Genomic DNA, 17,864 nt, shown 5'->3' with positions numbered 1-17,864 from the left:
TCAGCGCCCGACCGCGTAGCCCTGCATGCCGCGCGGGTTGGCGCCGGTGTGCAGGAAGCCATCGACCGTGTCGGCCGCGGACAGCCGACCCTCCGACCAATCATCCCCCTTGGTGGCCGAGTGGCCGCGACGCACCAGTTCGTCCAGCACGGAATTGGCGAAGCGGCCCTCGAGCACCACCTTCCCTGGCCGGGCAACGCGCGGCCAGAAGCTGCTGGGCCAGTGCTCGGTATGGAAGGACGGCATGTCGATCGCCGCCTGGATACCTAGCTTGTGGTGGATGCGGCGCAGCAGGAAGATCGTCTGCCACTGGTCCTGCTGCTCCCCACCCGGCGTGCCGAATGCCATCCAGGCCTTCCCATCGCGCAACGCCATCGATGGGGACAGCGTTGTGCGCGGCCGCTTCTTCGGCAGCAGGCTGTTCGGTAGGTCCGGCCGCAACCAGAACATCTGGCCACGCGTGCCCAGGCAGAAGCCCAACCCCGGGATCGCCGGGGAAGATTGCAGCCACCCACCAGAGGGCGTGGCGCTGACCATGTTGCCCCATTTGTCGATCACGTCGATGTGGACCGTGTCGGCCCCGATGACTCCCATTCGTGCCACAGTCGGCTCGCCGGCGCCGGGTGCCCGGGTTAGCATATCGGCGCGCGAAGCAGCCTCACGATCCACCCATGGGGAATGGTTGCCCACGACGCCGGGTCGCAGGTCGAACGACGCCTCGCCGGTGATCAGCTTGCGTCGCTCCGCATTGTATTCCGGGGAGAGCAGGTGCTGCATCGGGATGTCGGAGAAATTCGGGTCGCCGTAGAACGCCTCCCGGTCGGCATAGGCCAGCTTCATCGACTCGATGATCGTATGGACGAAATCGGGGCCGAGCGGGTCCATCGCGCCGATATCGAACCCGGCCAGGATCGCCAATTGCTGCAGCATGACCGGACCCTGGCTCCACGGGCCGCATTTCAGGATCGTGTGCCCGGCGTAGTCGTAGGCCAGCGGCGCTTCGACCGTCGGCAGCCACTCCGCCATGTCCTGCGCGGTCAGCAGGCCGCGATGGTGACGGCCGGACACATCCAGCACGTCCGTCTCGGCGACGAAATTGCCGATCGCCTCGGCGACGAAGCCTTGGTACCAGGCGCGGTGCGCGGCATCGATCCGCGCTTCTCGCGTGGCACCCACGGCCTCCGTCACGACCCGGCGGTAGGTGGCGGCCAGAGTTGGATTGGCGAATGGCTTGTCCAACCCCGGGACGTTGCCGCCCGGTAGCCAGATTTCGGCGCTGGAGGTCCATTCTTCCTTGAACAGCGGCCGCACGCTTTCGATCGTGGCGGCTACGCGCGGGACCAGCGGCACGCCGTTCTGGGCATAGCCAATGGCATATTCCAGCACGTCGCCCAGTTCCCAGGTGCCCCAATCCCGTAGCAGTTTGCACCAGGCGCCGAACGCGCCGGGTACTACGGCCGGCAGCACGCCGGTAGCGGGGATCAGATCCACCCCCATCGCGCTGAACGCCTCCAGCGTAGCGGCGGCGGGGGAAGGGCCCTGGCCGCACACCACGGACTGCTTCCCGGTTTTGGCGTCGTGGATGATGATCGGCGCGTCGCCGCCGGGTCCGTTCAGGTGCGGCTCGGCAATCTGCAAGGTGAAGGCGGCGGCGCAGGCGGCGTCGAACGCATTGCCGCCCCGCTCCAGCACGGCCTGCCCGACTCCGCTGGCGAGCCAGTGCGTCGTTGCAACCACGCCGAATGTGCCGGCGATCTCGGGTCGAGTGGTGAACATGCGGCGTGCTCCGTTGCGCTAACCGCAACCTAGCGCCAAGGTCGCGCCGGACAAGACGGGTTGGTCGAACAGAATGCTTGTGCTGGTCGTCGGCGCTTCGGGCGCGGGCAAAGATACGCTGATCGAGGCGGCGCAAACGACGCTGGACGGGGACGGCCGGTTCCGGTTCGTGCGTCGTGTCGTCACGCGCCCGGTGATCGAAGGCGGCGAGAAGCACGAGAGCGTGACGGATGAGGAGTTCGATCGCCGGGCCGAGGCCGGGCATTTGGCGCTGCAATGGCGTGCCCACGGCTTGCGGTATGGCCTTCCCGGCAGTATCGCCCGCGACCTGGATGCGGGCCGCGTGGTGGTGGCCAACGTCTCCCGCGCCACCGTGCCGCAGCTTTCCAGCCGGTTTCGTGTCCACGTGGTGGAGGTGACGGCCCCCACCGAAGTCCGGGCCCGCCGCATTTCCGAGCGCGGGCGGGAGGATGCGGACGATCTGGCCCGCCGCCTTGCCCGCGCGATCCTGCTACCGCTGCCGGTGGAGCGCGATACGATCGTGAACACGGGGACGGTGGCGGAGGGGGCGGCCCAGTTGGTCGCCGTGCTCAACCGTGCAGCGGAACACGCTCTGCAAGCATAAACGGCGCGCCCGGCGCTGCCTGGGTGAACAGGCAGATGTCCGCCACTCGGCGTGGCTGGGCCAGGGATGCGGCGAAATGCGCCATGGCTTCGGGCTGCACGACGTCCCACTCCTCAGGCGACAGCCGCCGGGTCAGTGTCATGTGAAACCGCCAGGTCGATAGCACGTGGGGGTAGCCCCAGTTCAGCAGCATTGCGTCCTGTTCGGGCGACAGCTTCGACTTGCGGCGCCGGGCGATCTCCGCCGCGTCAGCCGGGACACGATGGCTGTCCAGCTCGGTGACGCAGGCATCGGCCAGCGCATTCAGCGGTGGGCAGGGGACCGACTCGCGCAAGGCCAAGAAGGTCCCGATACTGGCGACCTCCAGCCGCGGCAGGTCGAACGGTGCGATGCTGGCGGCCACCCGCTCGGCATCCTCCATCAACGCCGTCCAGGAATGCGCCATGCGCATGGGTGGCTTCAGAGTCGCGTGGAAGCCGTAGAGCCGGGCATCCGCCGTCATTTCCTCCCGCCCCGAGTCGAAGCTGCGCCCCGTTTGCGGATCGCGACCGAGCCAGGCGCAGCCAGCGATCCAAAGCGGGTCGTCGAAGACGGGGGCGTAGTAGACGCCGACGCGGGCGCTCATCGGGTCGGCGCTCAGATCACCCGCTCGCCCGCGAGCCAGACCTGACGCACGATCGGCAGCCCGTCATGCACGCGGATACGAACGAGGTCGGCGCGATATCCAGTCGCAATCCGGCCGCGGTCGCCGAGGCCGGCCATGCGGGCTGGGCTGTCCGTTACCAACGCCACGGCGTCCGGAAGTGTGATGTCGGTGTCGCGGACGCAGCCGAACGCCGCCTCCACCAGGCTGGCGGGCACGTAGTCGGACGCGAAGGCATCCACCGCCCGCGCCCGCACCAGATCCGACGCAGCGACGTTGCCGCTATGGCTGCCGCCGCGGACGATGTTTGGCGCTCCGGCAATCACCTGCATGTCATGCGCCCGGGCGGCCTTCGCGGCCTCCATGGTGACGGGGAACTCGCTGATGCGGATGCCGTCGCGGTGGTTCTCGTCCACTTCTTCTGCCGTGCGGTCATCATGGCTGGCCAGCACCGTCCCGCTGTGGCGCACCCGGTCCAGCAAGGCGCGGCGGTTCGGGTCCCTCAGCCGGGCGCGCTGGTCCTGCAACTCCACGATCCGTCGCTCCACCGTGGCGGAGTCGATGCCTTCTTTGGCCCGTAGCGCGCGATAGCGCTCCATATTGGCGTATTGGCCGACGCCGGGCGAATGGTCCATCAGGCTGATCATGCGCACGCGGGGGTGGTCGGCCACCGGATCAAGTAGGGCAATGACATCCGCAGCGGGCATTTCGCAGCGCAGGTGTAAATAGTGGTCGCTCTTCAGTAACCCGCTCTCGGCCAGTGCGTCGCCGTCGATCACACCCTCCCGGAACGTGCGGATCCGGTCCTTGTCGAAGCCCAGATCGCCCAGGCACAGCGCGTCCAGCACGGTCGTCACCCCGGCGGCGGCGCATTGTGAGTCGTGCGCCACCATGGCGGAGCGGGACGGCCAGCGCGCGTTGCTGCGCGGCTGCACCTGGCGCTCGAGATTATCGGTATGCAGATCCACCACGCCGGCGATCACCGTGTCGCCATCTACATCGATCGCGGTGGATAACTGCGATAGGCCGGTCTCGACCGAGGCGATGCGCCCGCCCTCCATCACGATCGTGCCGTGGATAACCCGGTCGAGGAGGACGATGCGGGCATTGGTGAGGCAGATCATGCAGATTCCTGGCTGGATCGAGGGCGGGGCGGAAAACCACGGTATCTGCCACGCGCAGCCCGGCCAAGGGCATGAAGCTACGGTGACAGCGGTGGCTACCATGCCGCCTGGAGTGAGCATACTTCGCAACGCCGCTGCGGCAAACCCGTCCGGGCCTGAGCGCCGAGCCGGCTCGGTCGTCTATTTCGCAGATGCAGCATAGAACTCAACGTCGGCTGCGATGCAAAGTATAAAGTGGAAAATACTTGTTCATATAGACGGACCGGTTCATGTTGACTGCAAAAGAACAAGAGGAAACGTTCATATGTTGCACCGAATTCTGGCAGAGCCAAATGTTCAGCACCAAAGCGAAACCGCCGCATGCCGTGAAGTCATGCGGGGATTGGACGTCGAATATCCGCAGCATTGCGCCGCTCGCGGGTTGGCGCTCGGCTTGTTGCTGGGATGCTTACTATGGGCCGGCTTGCTTGCCCTGTGGTGCCTTATGCGCTGACGGCCCGGTGCGCACGCGGCATGTGCGCGAGTTATGGCAATCTAAAGATACCAGCCCACCAACGCGGGTGCATGGCAGACAGCCGATATTGCGCGTGATTAGCAGCATAGCGCCCGAGAGTGACGAGCCGCTCCACGCCGGCGCGCTGATGGCGCCAGCGCCATGACTTCCCGCCGGCCGCGGGGACGAAGAGATGCAGCCCTTCGGCGTCCAAGAGCCGGTAAGGTTTGTCGGCCGCCTTTGCGTTTCGGAGCTTGGCGTCTGTGAGCATGGATACCGGCCGGATATAGAGTCCCGGCTTTGTATCCGGTTTGGCGTGAACTGTTGCAATGGGGTGTGGGCCACCGTGATGGTCTAATCCGCCAAATCATAAGCCAAATCAGCGGCTTACGATGGAGTGCGACGCACCACGGAAACGCACGCTGGCTCCCGAAGTAGGACTCGAACCTACGACCGAGCGATTAACAGTCGCTTGCTCTACCAACTGAGCTATTCGGGAACAGCGTGCGGCGGGGTCTATAGCCGCGTTGTCGCCGGGACGCAATTCCTCATCGACGCGTTGCCACGCGAACGTAAATGAGTATGGTGCGCGCCACTGCGAGAGTGGCGGAACGGTAGACGCACGCGACTCAAAATCGTGCGCCGCAAGGCGTGGGGGTTCGAATCCCCCCTCTCGCACCAAACACATCAACCCCGGGCTGGCCGTGCGTCGACCACGGCTGTGTGACATGTCACCCGGTTTGCACGGCGGCCAAGCCGCACTAGAACGGGGCCGCGCCGCCAACCGGTAGCGTTTGCAAGAGGAGCGCCGTGTTGGTCTTCCCAGTCCTCTCCCGCACATTTCTGCCCCTTATCGGAGCCATGTTGTTAGCCATGACCAATGCCGCCCCTGCTGCCGACCTCGTGACGATGACGTCTGGCGTGCAATACCGCGACGAAGTCGTGGGCACCGGGGCACAGCCCCAACCAGGCCAGACCGTGTCGGTCCATTACACCGGATGGTTGGACGATAACGGCAAGCCAGGCCGCAAATTCGACAGCTCACGCGACCGCGGCCAGCCGTTTCAGTTCAAGCTGGGGGTAGGCCAGGTGATTGCCGGGTGGGACCAGGGTGTTTCCACCATGCATGTCGGCGGCAAGCGCACGCTGATCATCCCGGCGGACCAGGGTTATGGCAGCCGCGGCGCCGGCGGCGTTATCCCGCCGAACGCGACGCTGATCTTCGACGTCGAGTTGCTAGGCATCAACTGATACCGGCCTCTTCAAAGTAGATTTCTGAGACTGGGCGCCGGGTCATCTACCCGGCGCCGACTGGGCTAGGGGGCGCCTGGCACCAGCCGGATATCCTGCAGCCAGACGCCGAGCCGCCTCGTGTCGTTCGATAGCCCAAGCAGTTTGGGACTCACCGGGTTGGCAATATCCAAGCGCAACGTGACCGCGTCCCCCCGGGCTAGTTCGGCCGCCGGGATCTCCATTCGGTAGATTGCCGGGGTAGGGCCGATCTCCCAGTGCGCCAGCCGGGTATCGTCGACGGAGACGTAGACTGTTTGCGTTTGCCGCCCCGGTGGCACCAGGCCGTTGCCGCGAACTTCCAGGACCATCCCATGCCCGTTGCCGGCCGGTGCGGCGAATTGCAGTTCCGCCGTCGGGCCGGTCGTCCAGCGGCCGCTTTGCTCGGGGCTGCTCCAGCCGCCGAGCAGAAACGGTGCTAGCTCACCGCCCAGTCCGGCCCGCAGGACGGTATTCACGGGCAATCTAGCGAGCATTCCGGCAAACGGGGCGACATTCCAACTGCGCCCGCCCAGGTCCAGGGCGCATACCCCGATGCTGATGCGTTGAGCCGCTGCGTATTGGCGCATCCTAGCCAGATATTCCGGTTGACCCGGCAATAATGGCTCCATCCCGGCCGGGATGACCGAGGATTGGCCGTTCAGCGTCGGCACTCGTCGCATTTCGGCCAGAAACATCGCATCCTCCCGGCTGAAGGATGGACTTTGCGAGCCACGCTGCCCTTCCACGAAGAAGCTCCGGCAGGTGGAGGGCGTTGGCGGGACCGCGGCCAGAAACGCTAGCTCCTCCGCGCGGTCGAGGCGGATGTAGGCGAAGCTGTTTCCCTCCTCCAGTAGCAGAAGCGCGGCCAGCGCGCCGACCCCGAGGGCGGACCAGTGGCGCGACTGGGCAGCGACGAACCGTATCGCCAGCAGGATGATCGGCAGCGTCAGGAACAGCATGAAGCGCGGCACGACACGGACTGCCGGCGCGCCCGGCACCAGGGCGTAGACGAGCTGCCAGCCCATTACGTCGCCAAACCGCACCATTAGCAAAACGGAAATGAGCAGCGCCACGGTGACGGCGCGCCACAACCCATTGCCGCCGCGACCGCGCCGCCAGGTCAGCGCCGCACCGGCTATAGCGCAGATCAGCAGGATCGGCGGGATGCCGACCAGTCGCTCGCCGAAATCCGCCGCACCGGGCCGTAGGGTGCGAGTGGTCAGCGCGTCCAGCCAACCGAATAGCCAATTGCCCGACCCGACATGCAGCAGGTCCAGCGGCGTCGTGGCGAACGACAGGATCTCCGAAAATGGATGCATGCCTGCTGCCTGTGCCCGCGGCAGATACAGTGCCAGGAACGGGATGGCGCCCACCGCGCCGGCCGCAAGCGCCACCCCGACCGGCCACCGCACCCAGCGCCGCATCGCCGCCCAGCCAAGCTGGCCGCCCCACCACGCCAGTGGCGCCCAGGCGAGCACCACCAGCACGCCGAACAGCGCCAGGAACCAAGCGGTGTAGAACGCCGTCAGCAACCACGCGTCATACACCAGCGCCGCAGCCACGCCCCATAGGGCGGCGCGCCCCGGCCGCTCGCCTGCCAAGGCGGCGGCGGCTTGCCAGACCAGCCAAAGGACGATGGGCGCTAGCCCGACCGTGTGGAGTTGGGCATGCACCGCTTGCATGAACATGTTGTTTGCGACGGTAAATATTGCTGCGCCCAGCAGGGCGTAGCGGGTCGTGATTGACAGAGCGCACCGGGCAAACAGGTAGAACCCGACGAACCCGGCGAACCGCATTGCGACGTTCACCATTTCGCCGGCGAGAAACGGGTCTAGCCCAAGCCCGCGATAGGCAGAGTAGAGGACACCGTACAGAAAATACCCGTCATTGTACCCAAGCGTATGCGGCGTCGGGTAGAAGTAGGCCACGCGATCCCAGGGCTCCACCCCGTGGAACACGTTCCACCAATGCTCTAGGATCGTTATTTCGATCCGGCCGTCCCAGACATCGCTGAACAGCAGGCTGAAGCCATTGCCGATTTGAAACCGGAAAAAGCACGCCACCGCCAGCAACCCGACGAGCGTCACGAGCACCGCCCTGGCCGGCGCGTTGTGATACCGGTGGGTCATTCCGATGCGGCGCCGGGCTGCGCGAGCCGTCTGGCGGAGGGTTGGTGCATTTGGGGTGCCAGCAATCCCTCTGGTTAGGTGCCATGGCGGCCCGGGCGTGGGGCGGTGACGCATTTGGAGGTCCGGGCCGGAATCGAACCGGCATACGCGGATTTGCAGTCCGCTACATCACCACTCTGCCACCGGACCAACGGTGCTTAACTTAGAGAGAAAACCGCGGAAATCAGCCGTTTGCACCCCAGGGCGCGTCTATATCGGAGTTGTCAGGATTTGGCCAGATGCTCGGAGATATCCGAGTTCATTGTCCCATAGCTGTCCCATGGGGTTGGAGCGAGCGGCCCCCGATGGCCACCCGATCGTGTTGCGAGCCGGCTACCCCCGTAGCGCGGTCGAAGGGTTGACATACTGGACCATCGCCTGATGCAGCGCGCCGGCTATAAAGTCACCGGCCCCCACCGCCTCGCGCTCGATCGCGGCTACCGCCGCCTCCAACTCCTCCACCCCCTCGAACGTCAGCGCCTCGGCACGGCGCTGCTGCCCCATCGTCAGGCCCTCCATAGTGTCTGCCAGCAAGGACGCGGCGGCTTGGCGACCCAACACCGCCCCTAGGTCCATGACGGCGTCCAGGCTCACGCCAAAGGGCAGGGTGACGGGGGTGTGGTCTGCGGGAATGTTCAATGTGTAGTTCCATTCATCGGGCGATAGTGGCGGCTGACGCTCCACGACACCGTTAGCCGTCCGATCTTCAAGAACCGCAGGCCGCCGACGCGGCGGGTGCTGATATTCAGGGGAGGCGACGGAAGATGTTCATGGAGCGGTCCCTATCGAGGCAGGACGCCTCACTCAGCCCCTCGCGTATTAGTTGCGCTGCCTCGACATACATGGCGAACCGGGGAGGGGTGCTGGACACGGGTTCTCGACCCCCGCACCCGGTCTATTGAGACGCTCATACGAGGATATGTTTCAGACAACCGTGCAGCGATGCTGCTGGGATTGCCGGGCTGTCTTCCAGCGTCAATCCCTCGACTAAATACAGCCCGAGCACGGTGTAACACTGCAATAACTCCGCGTCGAATCAAGTGCGGACAATGCGACAGCCATACGAATGAGGCGTGTTCATGAGGGTAGGTCGAAGCAAAGAACATTGGTATGTGCGAAACACCCTACAATACAGGCTAAATCAGTCTCTTGATATCGTTCTGCAAACCAGTAACAGCAAACACCTAAACCGCATTATAAAGGGTCTTGACTTTAGTCCGGTGCAACTTGTCGATCACTTAGAGGCAATGTTTCTGCCCGGCATGCACTGGCGCAATCATACGCACAGCGGTTGGCATATCGACCACATCCGACCATGCTGCTCATACGATCTTGTAGACGTTAAGCAGCAGCTTGCGTGTTTCGGTCTTGCAAATTTGCGCCCGCTTTGGGCCATGGAGAATTGGAAAAAGTCGACCCGCTATATTCCTTCGACCACGTAGCGTCTCTCGGTCAGTGTCACCTCCGCCCCTTCACCTGGAAACGGCTTTAGCACCGCCCGGACCATTGCAGCAATTGGCTCACCAGATTGGAGCTACCATGCTTGCTGTAGCATCCAATCGTGTCGGACTGCAGATGAGCGCGTGACGGAGCGCGGTGATTTCGCAGGCCCGCATATCAGGCGGTTAGATCATCAGCGACCTTCTTAAAGCCGCTTAGAAAGGAAAGCAGGTAGTGGGTTCCTGGGCTGCTTGTGTTTGTAGATTGCAAGAATTCGCCAGGCGAAATCGCTTTTATAGGCAGGGTGCCATAAGCTCGACGCAGGACCCCGTTATATTTTGACACAGACTGTCGCGAATTGTGCGCAATGTGGTTTCGCACCCATCTTGCATCCTGCAAAAGCTGGAGGTTCATTGTAAAGGCTGCTTTCACAGGATAGCCATCTTGGAAGTACAGCTCCGATCTCTTTACGATAACATCAGGGCTATTCCACTCAAGAAACACCATGTTAGACTGGAGTAGTTCCATAGTGTGCTCAGGCGACTTAGGCAATAAGTATGGCGTGCCGACCCGGCCGCTGCGAGATGGCTTTTTCATAGCGTAGAGAACAAAGACTTCTTCAACGAACGTTTCAAAAGTCCGAAATGCCCTAGTGAATATCCCCTCAGTAATAACGTGCAATTGCGTGACAGTTAAAATCTTCGGAGTTGGCCTGCCAGGCCCTGCTCGAAAGCGTGATTGGTTATGTCCGTCTAAGATAATTAATTTGTCGATTGCTCCATTGAATACTTTATGAGCTGCGGAGACTTTTCGCCTAGACGCCATTCAGAGCCCCTCGATTATCTTGGCGCAAACAAAATTAGATCGGTATTGACGGTTTCCAGTGTCTGTAGTTCCTCTCCGAGAGTTATCAATAAAAAGGGCATAGTCCGGAGGAACGCCTTCAAGCCCCTGCGCTTGCGAGTATTCGTCAAACCGCGCGGATATATCGTCTAAGGTGATCTTAAGCCGCCCAATGGCATCATGAATGCGGCGGTTTCGCCTAACAGGCTCAAGCCCGTTTAGGCCAAACATAATATGGGCGATTGATGAAAACATCGTGTAAAATAAGTGCACCCTAGACCAATTGGTGCGGGTCAATTCATCCGGCCTATAGCAATCTCCTATCACTGACATCACTTCGTTAAATTGCTCCTCATACTTGTCAACGTTTGGAAATTCATCGTCAAATTTTCTATAAAAGCCCTCTAGGGCTTTGCTGCTCTGCACTCCGTCGCAGAGAGATATCAGTAAATCAGATGTCAGGTTCGCTTCCGCCATTCTACTCACGTTTGCTTCCGATAGGACGCCACCTTTGACAAAATATTCGACGTATTCATATCCAAGATTATAAGCAATTTGTTTGAAATAGCCCACGTATTGGGCGTTCAATAGCTCCTGACTATTTAGCCGCATATTATAGGTGTTCAGTCTGGCAAATATATCGAGAATATCCTTGTAGGGAATGTCGTAGAGAAGATCGACACCTACTTCATACTTTAAAAAGTCAGACTGCACTTCTGAGGGTAGGTTATCGTATTTAATTCCCGACAGATCCTTATTGTGCGCTCTCGAAAGGGTAAAATTGCAATCCATAAAATCCATAATTGCCCGTAGGCGTTGTTGACCATCAACGACCGTGCGGATATTGCGCTTGTCCCGCGTCTCTTGTGTAAGCAGAAGTTTGGGTATGGGCTTCCCCCGAACGATGCTATCTATAAGATAAGATTTGGCTTTTGGTGTCCAGACACTCCTCCGCTGAAATTGAGGGGAGAGCTCGAGCTGATTGCGTTCAAACCACTCCCTGAAATCTCCAATATTGTAAACTCGACTGTCGAAGTTCTTCATCTGCGCGGTTAGCTTTCCTTTCTCCGCTGATTGCGCGGAGGTTTGTTTCCTACTATCGAGCGAGAATACGGTTGCGTCCAGTATCTCGGCGACTGCAAAGGCGCTCTAGAGGGGGCTCGCTGTTTCGAGCAATCGCTGCAGTAGTGGCACAGCCTACAGAGATCGACTACGTCATTGGTTGCGCCCCATCGGGTCGACTGGCTTGCACAGGGTGGCCGACCTAGTCGGACAAAGCAAAACGAAGGGGATGCGGCATGGCGGATGATGATTGGGCTGCCGCAACAGCGGAACAGTGGCTGGCATTTGTCGAGGCCGTCGCCGACGGACATGTATCGATAATGGAGGTGATGAAGGCTAACCGCTCGGAACCCGGAGACTATTTCGGGCATGTCCAAAGCTCAAGAGTGTCGATGATGCTATTGCGGGACGAGCGCATCCTCAAGCGGCTTGCCATCGAAATCGGTGCGTCGATCGACCGGATATCGGCCGGCAAGCATTCGGCTGACCTCAATGCTTCCGTCGCCAGCAAGGACGGCCTGCGGCGGCTCTTAAAAATTACAAAGCTGCATGTCGAAATGGCCGACAACAGCCCCTCGCTACTCACCGGCTCGACCTTCGAAGAGTGTCTTCAACAATATCTTAAGGTATTAGGTCATCTGGAACAGCTCTGGACCGACAGCCGGGATTTGTATCGCGGCGGGCATTTCCCTCTCGCTACCTTCACATCGATCCTCCTGTTAGAGGAGATGGGTAAGGTCGGTCTAATCTGGCACGAGCTACTCGCATACGATAGTCCACGCTCAGCGGCGACGGAGTTAAGGGATGTCGGTCGAAATCACCGCCAGAAAGCCTTTATGGGCGTGATGGCAGGCGCTTTGATTAATGCGAGATTGGATCGAATTGTCGGTCTAAACGCTGTGCGGCAGGTAATCCAGGACGCGGAAAGCGGCAGGTTGGAGACGCTCCGACAGGCCTGCCTCTATATTGACTATGTTGATGGTGCGGTGGCTACACCTGGCGAAAGGATCGGACAGGAAAAGGCGAAATTGTTGGTGCTGCTGGCCGGAGAAATTTGGGCGGAAGCTTACGGTCACTTTCCGTTCGAGTTTGAACGCATGATCGGGACTGTCAGCGCGTTTGAGGCCGAGCTCGGTTAGACCCACGAACAGATACACGGCACACCGGGGAAGTCCTGCCTTCACCCGTGATAGACCAGCCGATGCCGATGCCTGATCACGCAAGACATCAGCATCCTAGTCGCACTCAATAGGGCTAGTTCATCCGCACGAAACCCGCTGCCTGATACCCGCCGCCTGATACCCGCTCGCGCAACTCCGGGCGGCGCTGTTGTCCATCATCGTCTGTGCGATCGGGAAGAACGACGCGCCGCTGTTCTTGGAGCATTCCTTGATCTCGCTCGTCTGCGGGTTCTTCAGCACGATCATCTCGGACTGGACGCATGCCGCGAGGCCGAGGGAGATGGCCACGGCAAGGCTGACACGGAGCATGCGGCGCGCCTCACGACAATGAGCCATAAACTTGTCGCGTCTCGTCCACTTTGCCGGCTCATCACAGCGCACCGCTAATGCTGGGGCGCCCTGCTCCCGACCGCGCCAGTGTATGGGTTGACGTTGCCCGTCGCACTGTAGTTGTCGCGCTGCGTAGCATTAGGGTTGGTGGCATGGTAGGGCGCCACATAGGTGCCTCGGTTGGTTGTGTAGCCTTCGACCGAATGAGATGAAGAGCTTGAGCCTGTGCCACTTGAGCTTGAATGGCCACCGCCACCTCGGGCTCCGGCAGGGGATGACAGCGCCAGCAGCAGCGCCAAGATGGCAGCCGTGTGGGAGATCTTCATTTTCGGTTCCTTGGTTCGTCGCCAACCCGGAACGGAGCCTCGTCGTAACTGGCCGTTGAGTCAATCGACCGTGGCGCAACTGCTTGTGCTAGTGGGGGGCCTGACGACAGGCCGGTGTGATGACGTGAGCCGGAGAGTGGTGGCCCCCTCCACCTGGCCATGGGATTGACGGCACCCCGTGGCTCCATTGAGCCACTCATCTGAGGGTGTCACTCAGTGCACTCGTGGATGACTGGACTTGGCGCAATTTGAGGCTGGTCGGCACGCCACATCGGTGCCAGACATATCACCTCCAGATTGAGGCTTCGGCACTCGCCGGGGTCTCTCCGTCAGCTTAGAACCGACGGGCCTTGAAGGGACCATATGCAAATTCTGCGCATGCTGTGCTTCGCCGCAGCAACGTCGCTCTCCGGCTGTGCCAGCACGGGTGTAGTCCCGATGGACCGAGATACCTTCATGATCAGCAAGACTAGCCCAGCCTGCGGCTTCAGGTCAGCGGCGGGCACAAAGGCCGACATCTATCGGGAGGCGAACCAATACTGTTCGGCTCGCCATCAGCAAGTCTCGACCATGTCTTCCAGCAGCCAGGACGGCATCATAGGTGCTCGCTGCGCCAGCGCCGAATTGGAGTTTCGATGCATCGACCCGGGAGAGATTGACGCAGGCGCCGCTGACCGTCTGCGGCAGAACGCGCAGCAGGAGCGCGTGAACAACCAAATCGACCAAGCTGTCACCCCGCGCATTGTCATCACACCGCCCCCGCGGGCTGTCACCACTGACTGCACGACTGCCGGGCGGAATGTATCCTGCACGACCAGGTAGCCGCTCATCGCAGCTATCCACTTCCTCTATCAACTCGTCCGCTGTAACACCTGCGGCGTTGTCGCCACTAAACTGGGGCACTACCGCGCGGGGACCTCGCGTTTGCCGCCGCTCAATGTGCGGGCTGCTGCCTCCAGGCGGTCAATCGTTGTTAAAAGCGACGCTGCCTCGCGGCATGCTTGTTCAGCAAGACGCACCGCCTCATCCGCCGCAAAAACGGCTTCTGCTGTTCGACCATCAAGGCTGCGCGTGTCAGGCATCGTTCTTCCATTTAAGGCGAAACTTTGGCGCCGGCTAGATAGGGCGACCCAGGAAGATGAGTCTCGGCAGTTGAAATAGCCCATGACAGCTTTGCTATAGCGTGAGCCGTGCGAACCGTGCGGTAATGGAATACCGCATTAGGAATACCGTCATGCCCACACCCTGCAAAGTTTGTTCGAACCCCAAGACTGCAAAGTCCGTAGCCGTGTTGATCGCGGAAGGCGTCAGCGATCAGGCGATTTCCAACCTGGTCGGGGGCGGTGTTGGTCGTATGTCGATCCAGCGACACCGCAAGCTTCACGTGGAGGCTCCTGCCAAGGCCCTCGCGACCATGGCGAACAAGGGCGCGGATGCGGCGGCCCAGCGGGCGACTACAATGGCGGCGGCAGAGGCGGGCGACCCGGCGGCGTTCCTGGCGCTGGCGTCGCTTGTGAACGATCTCCGCAAAGTCCGTGACCGTCTTGAACGCTCCGCCGACGCGGCAGAGACAGCCGGGCAGGGCACGACGGTTGCCGCGCTGGCCGGGCAACAGATCCGCATGGGCGAGACGCGGGCGAAGCTGGGGCAGCACGGCGGCTACGGTGCTGGCCGGGGTGCTGGCGAAGGTGTGGGGGGAAGCTTCAGCGTCAACATTCATATCGGCGACATGATAGAGACGATTGCTACCGTTCGTCGGCCCGGCGTGATCGAGCACCGAGCCGACGAACTCGAACCCATCATCATCTGATTCAGGAGGCCGGCGGCTCCCTGGCCAAGCAGCCGGCCTCTATGTGACTTAGGGCCCGGGCCAGAATAAACGAATCGGGGGCTAGGAATCGGGTTGCAAGGTGTACTAGCCTGAGAATGTGATCGACACTCTTGCAATCAAAGCCCGTTTCGAGGCGCTTGCCCCTTTTCTCAATGAGCGAGCTCGTCGGCTTTTTGCTGCAACCGAGGCTCGTCTGGCAGGTCTGGGTGGGGTGAGTGCGGTGTCCACTGCCACTGGCGTAGCGCGCAGTACGATCGGGCGTGGCTTGGCTGAACTCCGGCGTGAGGAGAACCCGCCCTCTGATCGGGTCCGTCGCCCTGGTGGTGGACGCAAGCAGAAGGTGGACACAGAGCCTGGGCTACTCGACGCTTTGTCCAAGCTGGTGGAGTCAGCGATCCGCGGCGATCCGGAGGCGGCCCTCCTATGGGTGAGCAAGAGTCAGCGACACCTCGCCGCGGCCTTATCGGAACAGGGCTTCACCGCAAGTCAAAAGCTGGTTGGACGTTTGCTGCGGCGCCTGGGTTTCAGCCTGCAAGCCAACCGCAAAACCAGCGAGGGCATGAGCCACCCGGATCGCAATGCACAATTCGAGCACATCAATATGCTCGTCAACGCTTTCCAGGCAGCGGGACAACCTGCCATATCCGTCGACACGAAAAAGAAGGAGCTTGTCGGAGACTTCAAGAATAACGGGCGTGAGTTGCGCCCTCGGGGGCAACCGGAGCCGGTGCGGGTGCATGATTTCGCTATTCCAGAACTTGGCAAGGTGTCGCCCTATGGCGTGTATGACATTGCCGCCAATACCGGCTGGATCAATCTCGGCGTTACAAGTGACACGGCAGCATTCGCCGTCGAAAGTATCCGCCGCTGGTGGTTCGAACTTGGACAGGCACGTTACAAGAGGGCTCGTCAGATCCTGATCACGGCTGACTGCGGAGGTAGCAACGGTGCCCGCGTACGCCTTTGGAAAAGCGAACTGCAAAAACTTGCAGACCAAACGAGGTTGTCCATTACCGTGGCACATCTACCGCCCGGCACCAGCAAATGGAACCGCATCGAGCATCGCCTGTTTGCATTCATCACGCAGAACTGGCGGGGCAAACCTCTGATCACACACGAAGTGATCATTCAGTTGATCGCCAACACCAGGACCACGACGGGGCTCACCGTCCAGTGTCGCCTCGATGAGAACGACTATGAAAAAGGTGTCAAAGTTTCTGATGCCGATATGGCCACACTAAATATCACGCCGTCCAACTTTCATGGCGAATGGAACTACACCATCGCGCCACGCCGGAAGCGATGTTGAAGCGGTTATTAAAGCTCGGATCCTTAGAGGACCGACTACACAACCCCGACGATGACGCACCGGGCTTGGCCAGCCCACACGTCAAGCGCCGTCTGCACCGTCCCTTTCGGCAGCCCCTCACGACCCAAGAGGTTCCGCACGGCCTCCATGATCGCGCCATCGCCGCTGCCCGGCTCGTCCTCTGCCTGCACGAGGGCGTCTTCGAGGTGCAGGAGGTCCGGATTGCGGAACATGTATCGTGACGCTGTAGCGCGGAAATCTTTTTGCTGCTCGGGCGTGGCATCCAAAGGTGGTTGCAGTGTCAGTTCCGCAACCGATGAGACGATCAGGGCGCCCATCTCGTCCAGCATCTTCATCACGATGCCCGAGATCAACGCGCCGCATTCGATCGTCTTCAAGAAGGACTGCACGATGCTTTCTGGGGCAGCCGGTGTGTTTCCGAAGACGGCCTGATATTCGATACACGCCTTCACCAGCAGCGTGAGTGTGTCTTGTATGCGGCTGACGCTGCGGGGCTCGTCTATCAACTCCACCACGAGCGCCCACGCCATGCCCTCGACAAGATCGCCCAGGCTGTGAGCACGCATGACTGGCCAGCCCGCCTGCGCCAGCGTTGGCCCTGGTCGCGGGTGCACTTGCTCGGCGTTCTGTTCCTTGTCGCGGCGGGCGCTCCAATCCGCGAGAAAGCGCTCCTGCATCTCGCGTGGCCACATGGCCCACTCGAACTTGCCGCCTATGCGTGGCATTTTCGGGAACACGCCCAGATTGAGCATCGGGAACTCTGGGTCGTCGCCCTCCCATTCCATGATAGGGCCACGCCATCCACGCCATCCACGCTTTTCCGCTTTTTGGTGCAGCACAAAGGCGCTTCCGTTCGGTAGCAGCAGCAGCGCGTTGAAGGCGTCCGTCTTGGCGTCAACCTGTAGGACGAGCGCACCGTCTGCGGGCCCGAACAAAAAGCCCGGTAGCACTTTCTCCGGAATGCGAACCAAGCGGGCGTAGGTCTTCGGTATTTGGCGGATCCGTTTCCACTCGCCGGGCGGAACACCGTTAAGCTGCTGGCGGATCGAATTCATATCGAAGGCGGTCATTGAGCAGTTCCTTATCGTAGACGTCGGGGGTGGATATGCGTGCAGAGCTTTCGGGCTGGCGTTGATTTGGCAGGCACTACGGTAGTGAACCCCGCAGCATGCCGGCCCGACGGTAAGGCCCCCCGCCAACACTCGGTGCCTTGGAAAAGGGGAAGATGCATCTTCCCCGGGAAAAATGGCTGTCTTCTGCAGTTTTTGCGCATGAGGGGAAGGGGAAGATCAGCGGCAGGTTTGCCGTGCTGCTGCTGCTGCTGCTGTGGTTTATTATATTTATCTTCCTATCTTCCCCTAAATGAAAATAAGAGTGAAAACACCAGTGATACCTAGATTTTCATCGGGGGAAGACGCTG

At 61.1% G+C, this 17,864-nt stretch carries 17 protein-coding genes and 3 tRNA genes; 7 read left to right on the top strand and 13 right to left on the bottom strand.

All coding sequences use genetic code 11. The annotated features are described in order from the left end of the window. Positions 1–1,776 carry a gamma-glutamyltransferase family protein gene (locus GSQ76_RS13185; protein ID WP_158744369.1) on the bottom strand — a complete coding sequence of 592 codons (1,776 nt, stop codon included), beginning with the start codon at positions 1,774–1,776 and terminating at the stop codon, positions 1–3. Positions 1,777–1,849: 73 nt separating this feature from the next. Between GSQ76_RS13185 and phnN the strand changes: the two genes are divergently transcribed. Then, positions 1,850–2,401, top strand: a complete 552-nt coding sequence (phnN, locus tag GSQ76_RS13180) for a phosphonate metabolism protein/1,5-bisphosphokinase (PRPP-forming) PhnN (RefSeq protein WP_158744368.1) — start codon at positions 1,850–1,852, stop codon at positions 2,399–2,401. Here phnN and GSQ76_RS13175 read toward each other — a convergent pair. The 4 genes from GSQ76_RS13175 to GSQ76_RS13165 form a co-directional block, all read right to left on the bottom strand. Then, positions 2,367–3,026: a DUF1045 domain-containing protein gene (locus GSQ76_RS13175; RefSeq protein ID WP_158744367.1), complete on the bottom strand. Its 660-nt coding sequence runs from the start codon at positions 3,024–3,026 to the stop codon at positions 2,367–2,369. The two genes, phnN and GSQ76_RS13175, sit on opposite strands and share 35 nt — an antisense overlap. An 11-nt stretch (positions 3,027–3,037) precedes the next feature. Then, positions 3,038–4,168, bottom strand: coding sequence for an alpha-D-ribose 1-methylphosphonate 5-triphosphate diphosphatase (locus GSQ76_RS13170; protein ID WP_158744366.1), 1,131 nt, complete (start codon positions 4,166–4,168; stop codon positions 3,038–3,040). Between the two features lie 524 nt (positions 4,169–4,692). After that, positions 4,693–4,932: an Arm DNA-binding domain-containing protein gene (locus GSQ76_RS32660; RefSeq protein ID WP_408836574.1), complete on the bottom strand. Its 240-nt coding sequence runs from the start codon at positions 4,930–4,932 to the stop codon at positions 4,693–4,695. Positions 4,933–5,084: 152 nt separating this feature from the next. Next, positions 5,085–5,160: transfer RNA gene (locus GSQ76_RS13165), tRNA-Asn, on the bottom strand. A gap of 98 nt (positions 5,161–5,258) precedes the next feature. Between GSQ76_RS13165 and GSQ76_RS13160 the strand changes: the two genes are divergently transcribed. Together GSQ76_RS13160 and GSQ76_RS13155 are read left to right on the top strand one after the other, a co-directional pair. Next, positions 5,259–5,342 (top strand) — tRNA-Leu (locus tag GSQ76_RS13160). 180 nt (positions 5,343–5,522) lie between these two features. Then, positions 5,523–5,912: an FKBP-type peptidyl-prolyl cis-trans isomerase gene (locus tag GSQ76_RS13155; RefSeq protein WP_254070387.1), complete on the top strand. Its 390-nt coding sequence runs from the start codon at positions 5,523–5,525 to the stop codon at positions 5,910–5,912. A 65-nt stretch (positions 5,913–5,977) separates the two neighbouring features. On the opposite strand, the gene GSQ76_RS13150 is transcribed toward GSQ76_RS13155, so the two are convergent. The 5 genes from GSQ76_RS13150 to GSQ76_RS13130 all read right to left on the bottom strand — a co-directional run bounded on the left by GSQ76_RS13150 (position 5,978) and on the right by GSQ76_RS13130 (position 11,428). Beyond that, positions 5,978–8,062 carry a hypothetical protein gene (locus tag GSQ76_RS13150; RefSeq protein ID WP_158744364.1) on the bottom strand — a complete coding sequence of 695 codons (2,085 nt, stop codon included), beginning with the start codon at positions 8,060–8,062 and terminating at the stop codon, positions 5,978–5,980. 115 nt (positions 8,063–8,177) lie between these two features. Beyond that, positions 8,178–8,251 (bottom strand) — tRNA-Cys (locus GSQ76_RS13145). 183 nt (positions 8,252–8,434) lie between these two features. Next, the gene (locus GSQ76_RS13140; protein ID WP_158744363.1) at positions 8,435–8,740 is read right to left on the bottom strand and encodes a hypothetical protein; all 306 of its coding nucleotides are present in this window, start codon (positions 8,738–8,740) and stop codon (positions 8,435–8,437) included. A 978-nt stretch (positions 8,741–9,718) separates the two neighbouring features. Beyond that, complete coding sequence (locus GSQ76_RS13135; protein WP_158744362.1) at positions 9,719–10,366, bottom strand: hypothetical protein; 648 nt, start codon at positions 10,364–10,366, stop codon at positions 9,719–9,721. Next, on the bottom strand, positions 10,367–11,428 hold the full coding sequence (locus GSQ76_RS13130) for a DUF262 domain-containing protein (protein WP_158744361.1): 1,062 nt from the start codon (positions 11,426–11,428) through the stop codon (positions 10,367–10,369). A gap of 254 nt (positions 11,429–11,682) precedes the next feature. Here GSQ76_RS13130 and GSQ76_RS13125 point away from each other — a divergent pair, with 254 nt between their 5' ends. Then, complete coding sequence (locus GSQ76_RS13125; protein ID WP_158744360.1) at positions 11,683–12,585, top strand: AbiV family abortive infection protein; 903 nt, start codon at positions 11,683–11,685, stop codon at positions 12,583–12,585. Between the two features lie 120 nt (positions 12,586–12,705). On the opposite strand, the gene GSQ76_RS13120 is transcribed toward GSQ76_RS13125, so the two are convergent. Beyond that, positions 12,706–12,936: a hypothetical protein gene (locus tag GSQ76_RS13120; protein WP_158744359.1), complete on the bottom strand. Its 231-nt coding sequence runs from the start codon at positions 12,934–12,936 to the stop codon at positions 12,706–12,708. Between the two features lie 1,249 nt (positions 12,937–14,185). Beyond that, positions 14,186–14,365 (bottom strand): hypothetical protein, encoded by a 180-nt coding sequence (locus GSQ76_RS13115; protein ID WP_158744358.1) that lies wholly within the window; start codon positions 14,363–14,365, stop codon positions 14,186–14,188. Positions 14,366–14,517: 152 nt separating this feature from the next. Here GSQ76_RS13115 and GSQ76_RS13110 point away from each other — a divergent pair, with 152 nt between their 5' ends. Together GSQ76_RS13110 and GSQ76_RS13105 are read left to right on the top strand one after the other, a co-directional pair. After that, positions 14,518–15,093 (top strand): hypothetical protein, encoded by a 576-nt coding sequence (locus GSQ76_RS13110; protein WP_158744357.1) that lies wholly within the window; start codon positions 14,518–14,520, stop codon positions 15,091–15,093. 118 nt (positions 15,094–15,211) lie between these two features. Beyond that, complete coding sequence (locus GSQ76_RS13105; protein ID WP_158744356.1) at positions 15,212–16,423, top strand: ISAzo13 family transposase; 1,212 nt, start codon at positions 15,212–15,214, stop codon at positions 16,421–16,423. Positions 16,424–16,458: 35 nt separating this feature from the next. Here the strand turns inward: GSQ76_RS13105 and GSQ76_RS13100 are convergent, their stop codons facing one another. Beyond that, complete coding sequence (locus tag GSQ76_RS13100; protein ID WP_158744355.1) at positions 16,459–17,514, bottom strand: hypothetical protein; 1,056 nt, start codon at positions 17,512–17,514, stop codon at positions 16,459–16,461. A gap of 155 nt (positions 17,515–17,669) precedes the next feature. Between GSQ76_RS13100 and GSQ76_RS13095 the strand changes: the two genes are divergently transcribed. Then, on the top strand, positions 17,670–17,810 hold the full coding sequence (locus GSQ76_RS13095) for a hypothetical protein (RefSeq protein ID WP_158744354.1): 141 nt from the start codon (positions 17,670–17,672) through the stop codon (positions 17,808–17,810). Positions 17,811–17,864: the final 54 nt, after the last annotated feature.

Origin of the sequence: Acidisphaera sp. L21, assembly GCF_009765685.1 — a bacterium.
GTDB lineage: Bacteria > Pseudomonadota > Alphaproteobacteria > Acetobacterales > Acetobacteraceae > LMUY01.
The sequence above is the reverse complement of the archived record's forward strand: the minus strand, read 5'-3'. Positions and strand labels throughout refer to the sequence as shown.

Excerpts from the sequence above, each read along its gene's own strand:
- GSQ76_RS13185 (WP_158744369.1), bottom strand. The coding sequence starts at position 1,776 with ATGTTCACCACTCGACCCGAGATCGCCGGCACATTCGGCGTGGTTGCA.
- phnN (WP_158744368.1), top strand. The coding sequence starts at position 1,850 with ATGCTTGTGCTGGTCGTCGGCGCTTCGGGCGCGGGCAAAGATACGCTG.
- GSQ76_RS13175 (WP_158744367.1), bottom strand. The coding sequence starts at position 3,026 with ATGAGCGCCCGCGTCGGCGTCTACTACGCCCCCGTCTTCGACGACCCG.
- GSQ76_RS13170 (WP_158744366.1), bottom strand. The coding sequence starts at position 4,168 with ATGATCTGCCTCACCAATGCCCGCATCGTCCTCCTCGACCGGGTTATC.
- GSQ76_RS32660 (WP_408836574.1), bottom strand. The coding sequence starts at position 4,932 with ATGCTCACAGACGCCAAGCTCCGAAACGCAAAGGCGGCCGACAAACCT.
- GSQ76_RS13155 (WP_254070387.1), top strand. The coding sequence starts at position 5,523 with ATGTTGTTAGCCATGACCAATGCCGCCCCTGCTGCCGACCTCGTGACG.
- GSQ76_RS13150 (WP_158744364.1), bottom strand. The coding sequence starts at position 8,062 with ATGACCCACCGGTATCACAACGCGCCGGCCAGGGCGGTGCTCGTGACG.
- GSQ76_RS13135 (WP_158744362.1), bottom strand. The coding sequence starts at position 10,366 with ATGGCGTCTAGGCGAAAAGTCTCCGCAGCTCATAAAGTATTCAATGGA.
- GSQ76_RS13130 (WP_158744361.1), bottom strand. The coding sequence starts at position 11,428 with ATGAAGAACTTCGACAGTCGAGTTTACAATATTGGAGATTTCAGGGAG.
- GSQ76_RS13125 (WP_158744360.1), top strand. The coding sequence starts at position 11,683 with ATGGCGGATGATGATTGGGCTGCCGCAACAGCGGAACAGTGGCTGGCA.
- GSQ76_RS13120 (WP_158744359.1), bottom strand. The coding sequence starts at position 12,936 with ATGCTCCGTGTCAGCCTTGCCGTGGCCATCTCCCTCGGCCTCGCGGCA.
- GSQ76_RS13115 (WP_158744358.1), bottom strand. The coding sequence starts at position 14,365 with ATGCCTGACACGCGCAGCCTTGATGGTCGAACAGCAGAAGCCGTTTTT.
- GSQ76_RS13110 (WP_158744357.1), top strand. The coding sequence starts at position 14,518 with ATGCCCACACCCTGCAAAGTTTGTTCGAACCCCAAGACTGCAAAGTCC.
- GSQ76_RS13100 (WP_158744355.1), bottom strand. The coding sequence starts at position 17,514 with ATGACCGCCTTCGATATGAATTCGATCCGCCAGCAGCTTAACGGTGTT.
- GSQ76_RS13095 (WP_158744354.1), top strand. The coding sequence starts at position 17,670 with ATGCATCTTCCCCGGGAAAAATGGCTGTCTTCTGCAGTTTTTGCGCAT.